The sequence below is a fragment of the Nitrobacter vulgaris genome (genome assembly GCF_002028545.1).
GTDB lineage: Bacteria > Pseudomonadota > Alphaproteobacteria > Rhizobiales > Xanthobacteraceae > Nitrobacter > Nitrobacter vulgaris.
The window spans coordinates 1-7435 of the sequence record NZ_MWPQ01000018.1 but is presented as its reverse complement, the minus strand read 5'-3'; the positions used below and the strand labels follow the sequence as shown (position 1 = coordinate 7435).

Annotated in this window: 11 protein-coding genes; 6 read left to right on the top strand and 5 right to left on the bottom strand. The window is 59.3% G+C overall.

Features of this window, described 5'->3' with window-relative positions; all coding sequences use genetic code 11:
• Positions 1-406: integrase core domain-containing protein (locus B2M20_RS04240; RefSeq protein WP_244553419.1), on the top strand; the 406-nt coding region annotated here is incomplete at its 5' end.
• 117 nt (positions 407-523) lie between these two features.
• Here B2M20_RS04240 and B2M20_RS04235 read toward each other — a convergent pair.
• From B2M20_RS04235 to B2M20_RS04220, 4 genes are all read right to left on the bottom strand, one after another.
• The gene (locus tag B2M20_RS04235) at positions 524-2218 is read right to left on the bottom strand and encodes a methyl-accepting chemotaxis protein (protein WP_079445844.1); all 1695 of its coding nucleotides are present in this window, start codon (positions 2216-2218) and stop codon (positions 524-526) included.
• Between the two features lie 522 nt (positions 2219-2740).
• Positions 2741-3109, bottom strand: coding sequence for a GlsB/YeaQ/YmgE family stress response membrane protein (locus B2M20_RS04230; RefSeq protein ID WP_079445843.1), 369 nt, complete (start codon positions 3107-3109; stop codon positions 2741-2743).
• A gap of 591 nt (positions 3110-3700) precedes the next feature.
• Positions 3701-4687, bottom strand: a complete 987-nt coding sequence (locus tag B2M20_RS04225) for a DUF5996 family protein (protein WP_079445842.1) — start codon at positions 4685-4687, stop codon at positions 3701-3703.
• A gap of 104 nt (positions 4688-4791) precedes the next feature.
• Positions 4792-4995: a DUF2171 domain-containing protein gene (locus B2M20_RS04220; RefSeq protein ID WP_079445845.1), complete on the bottom strand. Its 204-nt coding sequence runs from the start codon at positions 4993-4995 to the stop codon at positions 4792-4794.
• Between the two features lie 90 nt (positions 4996-5085).
• Here B2M20_RS04220 and B2M20_RS19955 point away from each other — a divergent pair, with 90 nt between their 5' ends.
• Positions 5086-5403 (top strand): hypothetical protein, encoded by a 318-nt coding sequence (locus B2M20_RS19955; RefSeq protein WP_079445841.1) that lies wholly within the window; start codon positions 5086-5088, stop codon positions 5401-5403.
• A 66-nt stretch (positions 5404-5469) separates the two neighbouring features.
• On the opposite strand, the gene B2M20_RS20520 is transcribed toward B2M20_RS19955, so the two are convergent.
• Entirely contained in the window at positions 5470-5601 is a 132-nt protein-coding gene (locus B2M20_RS20520; protein WP_274533936.1) for a hypothetical protein, read from the bottom strand.
• Between the two features lie 344 nt (positions 5602-5945).
• On the opposite strand from B2M20_RS20520, the gene B2M20_RS04210 reads away from it, so the two are divergent.
• The 4 genes from B2M20_RS04210 (at position 5946) to B2M20_RS18920 (ending at position 7197) form a co-directional block, all read left to right on the top strand.
• A complete protein-coding gene (locus B2M20_RS04210) occupies positions 5946-6188 on the top strand; it encodes a hypothetical protein (RefSeq protein ID WP_079445840.1) in 243 nt (80 codons plus the stop codon).
• Between the two features lie 41 nt (positions 6189-6229).
• Positions 6230-6478, top strand: coding sequence for a hypothetical protein (locus B2M20_RS04205; protein WP_079445839.1), 249 nt, complete (start codon positions 6230-6232; stop codon positions 6476-6478).
• 160 nt (positions 6479-6638) lie between these two features.
• The gene (locus tag B2M20_RS04200; RefSeq protein ID WP_079445838.1) at positions 6639-6878 is read left to right on the top strand and encodes a hypothetical protein; all 240 of its coding nucleotides are present in this window, start codon (positions 6639-6641) and stop codon (positions 6876-6878) included.
• A 124-nt stretch (positions 6879-7002) separates the two neighbouring features.
• Entirely contained in the window at positions 7003-7197 is a 195-nt protein-coding gene (locus tag B2M20_RS18920) for a hypothetical protein (protein ID WP_139372835.1), read from the top strand.
• The last annotated feature ends 238 nt before the right edge of the window (positions 7198-7435 follow it).

Below are 7435 nucleotides of genomic sequence, written 5' to 3'. Positions count from 1 at the left end.
CTTGATCGGCCATGGCCACCTCAGCCGGTGCGCGCTTGCAGCAAAAGGCTGCGCGCACCGCTGCTCAGTGACCTCTCCTCAGTCCTTCCGTAGGTGCTACGGCGCGGAGATGACGGCCAAGGTGGTTCGCAACGGGCTTGGAAAACTCGGCGCCAGGACGCTCTACATCGAGCCGGGCAGCCCGTGGGAGAACGGCTATTGCGAGTCCTTCAACGGCAAATTGCGCGACGAATGCCTCAACCAGGAAATCTTTTACAGTCTGAAAGAAGCTCAGGTCGTGATCGAGCAATGGCGCAATCACTTCAACACGATACGTCCGCACTCATCGCTCGGCTATCGACCACCGGCGCCGCAAACATCCACAGCCCAACTGCCTCAACTGGATCAGTGTGCTGCCGTGCAGTAGTCTCTATCCCGCTGGTGCAAAATATCCGTCAGATCACGATAGAACTGAGGGTCTGACGAGGGCACGCCGTATCGCGCACTGCTGGGTTTGAGGGGGAGATGGCTCCGGGCGCGCCATCTATGCCACCCGGACGGAGTCCAGGAACTTGTTCACCTCCACCTTGAGCCGGGCGCTGTCGCGCGACAGCGTTTGCGCCGCAGACAACACCTGGGACGAGGCGGTTCCGGTTTCCGCCGCGCCGCGCTGGAGGTTGCCGACATTCGAGGAGACTTCCTGCGCCCCCTGCGCAGCATGCTGCACGTTGCGAGCGACTTCGTGGGTGGTCGCGCCCTGTTCCTCAACAGCAGACGCAATCGCGGAGGAAATTCCCGAAAGCTTTTCGATGGAGTTACGAATATCGTTGATTGCCGCGACGGATTCCTGCGTGGCCGATTGGATGCCGCTGATCTGCTGACCGATCTCGCCGGTGGCCTTGCCGGTTTGCTCGGCGAGCGCCTTCACTTCCGAGGCAACGACCGAAAACCCGCGACCGGCTTCCCCGGCGCGCGCCGCCTCAATGGTGGCGTTCAGGGCAAGGAGGTTGGTCTGACCAGAGATATTGTTGATGATCTCGACGATGTCGCCGATGCGCGCCGCCGCGCTCGACAGCGCACTAACGCGCTCAGTCGCCGAATGCACCTGTTCGACGGCATCGCCCGCCATGCGCGCCGATTCCTGCACCCGCTGGCTAATTTCGCGAACCGAGGCGGTCATCTCCTCCGTGGCCGAGGCCACCGAATTGACGTTCGAGGAGGCTTCGTTCGAACCGTTGACGACGCGTGCCGCAAAATCCTTTGCATGGTCGGCGTTCGACGCGAGCGTGGTTGCGGAAGCTTCCAGTGCGGTCGCTGACGTCGCGACAGCCTGAACGATTTCGCCGATCGCCGCTTCGAATGAATTGGCGATTTTTGTCATGTCCGTCTTGCGCTGAACCTCGGCCTGGCGTTGCATGGAGTTGACTTCTTCCCGGCTGAATCGAATCAGCGTCTGCACGTTCTGAAGGTTGCGAAGCGCCACGCCGATTTCGTCGTCGCGCTTGATTTCGATCCGATTGTCGAATTTGTCGTGAACGAGGTTCAGCATGGTCTCGTTCAGATGATGTATCGGCCCCTCAAACGCGCGAAGCGTCTGACTCCCGACGATCCATCCGACGGCGACCCCGACAATGGCAAGAAGGCTGAGGACGAGCCCCCACGTCCCGCCAACCACGACTGCCCCCAGCACACCACAGGTGAGCAGAAAAGCAGCTTGCAGCGTGATCAGCGTCGTTATTCGCGCCCGCATGGTGCGGGTGAAAAATCCGAAACGGTCGAAGAACGATCGCTTCCGGATGATGCCGGCATCAATCCGGTACGGATGCGGCCGCTTTTCGCGGATGGCTGCATAAACTTCGTCTGCCAAGGCGCGCTGGTCGGCGGCAAGCTTGGTGCGGATCGAAGTATAGCCGGTGACTTGCCCGTTTGTGCGAATCGGCGAGGCGGTCGCCAGCACCCAGTAGAAGCCGCCGTTCTTGCGGCGATTCTTGATCGCGCCGACCCAGGGCTTCTCGGCCTTTAGCGTGTCCCAGAGATTTTCGAACGCCTCCGGCGGCATGTCCGGGTGGCGCACGATGTTGTGCGCCTTGCCTATCAATTCCTCGGGCGTAAATTCCGCTGCGTCGATGAAGTCCTCATTGACGTAGGTGAGACGACCTTTGAGGTCGGTCCTGGAAACGATCAGCGTTTCGTCGGAAACGGGATATTCGGCGTCGGTAACCGGAAAATTCTTGCGCACGGGGAAACTCGTTGATCTGTTGCGGTTGAAGCAAGCATCACGCCCGATGCGATACTATGACGCGCTTCGCTACGGGCCTCTCAGCCTCGGCCCCCGGTGGGAGGGGGCCGCTGCCGATGATAGAGTGAAAAGAATCATACACGGTATTTGTTTAAAATCGATTTAGGACACCTAGCTTGCTGACAGCTGTCGTCGAGCAGTTTTTTTCGCCGGCTGTGCTGGACGATCCAGAAGGAAATAGTGTCTCCGGATATTTTCAGATAATGGTCAGAGGGTCGGGAGACGTTCGGCTGGGGGTGTGCCTACCGCAAATTAAATCTGAAGATATTGATGGTGCAGTCCGCCAAGGGTTGGACGACAAAGAATGTGCCCGTCGAGATCGACGGCGCGCGAGATCGATGAATCTTTCTCCAGGTTTGCGATAGGGACTAGTTGTGCTCTAGCCGCTGGTCACGGCGCCGGGCGGCGTCGAGCAATCCCGACTTTCTTCCCCACCGTGAACCTGATGTGAGATGATTGAACTCAGGCGACAAGCCGAGCAGCCAGTATCACCAGCACCGCACCGATAGTTGCCGTGACAATCCGGCTGGTGAGCGGGTTCCGGATGCCAAGTTCGATGCCTAGACGGTCTAACAGAAACGCGCCTACCAAGGAGCCGACAACTCCAGTGAGCGCGTATCGCAGCAGCCCACTACCGCCGACGATCCAGCTTGCCAGCCAGCCTGCGACGAGGCCGATGCCGAGTTGAGCGGCAAGGGCTTGCTTATCTAGGGCGGCAAAGGCCTCGCGGTTGATGGTGATCCGAACAAGCGGACGGTGACGCGGCGGCTCAGGTGAGCCTCCCCCATTTGGACGCCGCTTGGTGCGACCGCCGCTCGAAGTAGTAGTCATGGCGCAGTTACGGTGCCTGCTTTGATGTTGTAGAGGCTCGCCTGAAACTTGGAAATGACGAAAGCAGCTGACTGCGGCGGTATTTGGTCGGGGAAAGCGAGCAGGTGCCAGGCATCGTGTAGAGGGGCGGCATCTGATATTCTCCTTCAGCGCTTGTGTTCTGGATGCGCGGGCTACGCCAGTCGGTCGTATGCCAGAGCCAAAAATCTAAACGAGGCCATTGCTGCGCGATTACGCTAGCCCGTTTGAAAACCCAGCGACATCTTGCCTCTTAAGTTAACCACCGCATCCATGCAGAGACGGAGCGCCCTTTGGCGATATTATTTGGTCCAGAGACGCGCGCAGAGACCCGACGGATCGCGAAAACCTCGCATTTTGCGCGACAAATTGACGTATGTGCCACCGCGTTCGATCCCTACGAACTGGGTGGTGGACGATGCATGGCTCGAACTGGTTGCCCACCACGCAGTCTGTCGAACGAGTCTCCGCGTTCCCAGGAAGCGAGGCCCTCTCTCTATGTCAGATCCGGCTAAAAGTCGGCTCGGCCGTGAGGTTCTCCAAGGACAAAAATGAAAAGTCAGCAAGCGCAAACTAAATCTGATTTTTGGAGATCGGCGATGGATTGTGATGCGCTTCGGAATGACCCGTGGGAATCCGCGGGATGCCGAAGTCGCATTCCAGCGCCTGCCGGTTCCACCCGGCTAGGTCCGCCGCCGCTTCGTACGTCGATTGCAAGAAGCTCGTGAGGTCTTCCTGAGGATCGGCGCTGGTCCGCACCGACTCATAAGGCAGCAGGAACTCTCCAAGCTTCTGGTCGAAGCGGGCGGCCGCCGGCTTGACGGAGCGGCCGGCGAAGCCATCGGGCACCGGATAGGCGTAGGAGTAGAACATCGCCTCATTCACTCCGCCGCCGCCGGGCCAGAAACCGGCCGAAGATACTTCGTGGCTATAGGCTTCCTGGGTAATCGAATCGGGAAGCGCGGGAATCCCGCCGGGATGGAGCGGCGCTTTGCGGCCCGAGAACCGCGTCACAGCCAGATCGAACGAACCCCAGAACAAATGCACCGGCGAGACCTTGCCAAGGTACCCAGTGCGGAAGCGTGCGAATACGCGATCGATCTGCACCAGCGCCCGATGAAACCGCTCGACCGCCTTACGGTCGTAGGGCCGAGACGCGGTGTCCTGCGCGAACGGCTTCGCATCGGGGATCTCGTTCGGCACACCATGAATGTCCATCCGGCCGCCAAGCCGTTCGACCAGCGTAATCGTCCGGCTCAGGAAGTCGGCTACGCTCATCGCCTCCAGCGGAAAGCTCTCACGCATGTCGGCCGTTTCGGCGATCAGCGCATGGTCGTGGAAGTCAAAGGTCAAGGTGATGGCTGACTTGCCGTCGGGCACCATTCCCGTCGTCAGACCGCGCGGTGTCACATAAAGTGTGGCGTGCCAAGAGTGATTGACCCAAGGTGTGTGTGCGAGCCGGTACTTGCCGACGATCTGCGTCCACAAATGGAGTGCGGAGCAAGTTTCGGCCCAATTGCCATAGGGCAAGGCCGGCCAGCCGGTTTCTTCCTCGCTCATCCGATCGGCTCCATGGCTTGCCGCGCGAGTGCCTGTTTCACACCCCTCGTCCGCTTCCATATGCGCGCGGCTCGCCGCGCAAGTGGTCGCCCGGTCCCGCTCCGTTAGCGCCTCTTGACCTCTTTCGCTTCCACAGAAAGCTTTACCGTGCTGCCCGCGACCTCTGCGACCAGCTGCTTGTCGACGTAATGGTGCTGGTTGTCAGAACCCTGCTCCAGCTTGATGCGGTCACCCTCGACCTCGTCAACGATTCCGACTTCCGCGCCATGCTTGTCGACAACCTTCATACGCTCTCTGATTTCAGACATCGGCATTATTCTCCTTTGGACGAAAATAACTCCGATGCGCGTTGAATGGTTGCATTGACCGACGGAGCCGCTTGGAAGGAGAGCTGAGACGTGCTCGCGACCTCGTGCGACCCTCCGGGGCTCTTTTCTTTGCAGGTTGCAGGGGACGTGGAGGTGTTCCATGGCCCACACGTGAAGCTTGAGGGCTTCATCGACAGCTTCTTCATCATCCAGCCCGCCTACAGCGAAGCGGAGTTCGGCCGGCTCACGACAAGCTGGCGCCCGCGGCGGGACCCAAGCGGGAGCTGGAACAAACACCGGAAGAGCTGGTACGGGAGAAAGATAAGGGATCGGACAAGTGTCGCATCATCCCGTTCCGAAAGAACCGATGATGAGGCGTTAAGCGCCGGACTTGGCGCTCAGAGCTGAGTGGAGAAGAAGCCGCCATCGCCCGTGAAGAGCTTGGCGGCTTCGTTTTTGCGAAACCAGCTCAACTCACTCAGATTGCGCTGCGGCAGTCCCGGCGGGCCGATAATGCGTGCCCGTTCCGTTGTAAAAGGAGGAAAAGAGGACCAGCAGCACGATGACCGCGCCTCCGATAACCCAGCCTTGTCTTACGCTACTCATATGTTCGACCTCCGAGGAAATGCAGTCCGATACCATGGGCGCACGGCCAGGAATAGCAACCCGACAAGGCGCCCGTTCACGCGCGCGTGATAGCATTGTGAAGAGCCTGAGGGTTCGCTGCCCGTCCATTCTGACCAAAGCCGAGACCGGCATGAAGACCATGGAGGTCTGCGATGCGAGACGGACGAGCCGGCGCGGGACCACGACGATTGATTCAGTTCACTCTTATTTAATATTTAAGCTCCGCCGGAGACAGCCGCCGGGACTTTTCGCGCGTTCATTCCGCGGAGGAATGATAGGCGCGGCGCCCGGTTCTTGCCTGTCCAGACGGAGGAACGACTTCCATGAAGAGGTTCGCATTGAGCGCGCTCATTGCCCTTGCCGCTACATCGGCGCTCGCGCAAGCGGTGACGGTCGACGAATACTACGTCGTCCTTGATCCCGATTCGAAGAAGTGCACCATAGTGGAGCAGAAGCCGGCTGTTGCGACCAGCATCGTGGACCATGGCGTGTTCAAGACGCGGACCGACGCGGAGGCCGGCGTTAAGACCATGGAGGCCTGCAAGTCGGACGTGGACGACGATTGATCCAGACAAGCTTACTTCCCCTTCTGGCAAAGGAGCATTCTGTGAAGATATTTTCCTTAAGCGCGCTCATCGCACTCGCGGCCGCGCCGGCCTTGGCCCAGACTTCGGTTGACGGGGAATACTACGTGGTCCGAGATCCCGCGACCAGGAAATGCAGGGTCGTCGACGAGAGGCCGGCCGTCGCGGCGGACATGGTCGGCCGCGGATCCCTCAAGACTTGGGCCGAAGCCGAGAAGGGCATGAGGGACTCAAAGGTCTGCGCGGCAGCAGAACACGACAACGACGATTGATTCCGCGCGCCGTTGCCGCCACCTGCTCTTCACCGTATTTCAGACCGTCTTCACCGCGCTCTACGACGACAGGCTCAGCGTCGAGTTCGAGGGCAAAGAGGAGGGCGATACCGACACGGCCGAGAACCTGACCGACCTCGCCGAGCACGACTACCGCGTCATGCAGAAGGACGAGGCGGACTACGAGTGGATATGGGACGCCTGGTTCTTCAGTCGCGGCCTCCAGCTCCTCAACGACAATAGGTTCGTGCACGGCACCGCCTTCGATGACGACGCGGTGCACCTCGAGAAGCACAAGGACGCCGCTCCGACGCCCGCCACGATTCTGGCATTTCCCCAAGGCACATTTCAAGAAGACGGGCAGACCACCACCGTCCAAACTCTTCATAGAGTAGCATGACGCCGGCTATGTCCCGTTGAACCGATCGGTTGCAGGGGCCGAATTGGCTGTCCACCCAGTCAGCGAACCGGTCTCTGCCGCTCGGCCAGGAACGGGAATTTTCGATGCAGAGACGGAGCGCCCTTTGGCGATATTTCTGGGGCCAGAGACGCACGCAGAGACCAGACGGATCGCCAAAACCCCGCAATTTACGGCACAAATCGATGGATGGGACACCGCGTTCGATCCCTACGAACTGGGTGGTGGCGGACCCAGTCGGATGCGAACCGGTCTCGGCAACGAAATTCCCTGCTATCAGGGAAAATTACAGGGAAAATAGTGATTTCCGCCGTTTGAACGCGATTTGCATTGCTAAAAGTGGCTCAGCTGCAGCCATTTTTTATGAAATTCCCTAAATCCCATAACAGGGAATATTTTTTGCGAAACAGGGAAATGATTTCTAGCATCAGCGATATCATGTAAGCGTCCATTTCTCGCACCCTTGTTCGATCGTTAGCGACCCCGATCTGTTCCTGTCTTCAATTTGAAGATGGAGAGAACAGCATGACGAGCGAACA

Bases quoted from the DNA above. Each gene is read 5' to 3' on its own strand.
- B2M20_RS04230 (WP_079445843.1), bottom strand. From the start codon at position 3,109: ATGACTACTACTTCGAGCGGCGGTCGCACCAAGCGGCGTCCAAATGGG.
- B2M20_RS04225 (WP_079445842.1), bottom strand. From the start codon at position 4,687: ATGAGCGAGGAAGAAACCGGCTGGCCGGCCTTGCCCTATGGCAATTGG.
- B2M20_RS04220 (WP_079445845.1), bottom strand. From the start codon at position 4,995: ATGTCTGAAATCAGAGAGCGTATGAAGGTTGTCGACAAGCATGGCGCG.
- B2M20_RS20520 (WP_274533936.1), bottom strand. From the start codon at position 5,601: ATGAGTAGCGTAAGACAAGGCTGGGTTATCGGAGGCGCGGTCATCGTG.
- B2M20_RS04210 (WP_079445840.1), top strand. From the start codon at position 5,946: ATGAAGAGGTTCGCATTGAGCGCGCTCATTGCCCTTGCCGCTACATCG.
- B2M20_RS04200 (WP_079445838.1), top strand. From the start codon at position 6,639: ATGCAGAAGGACGAGGCGGACTACGAGTGGATATGGGACGCCTGGTTC.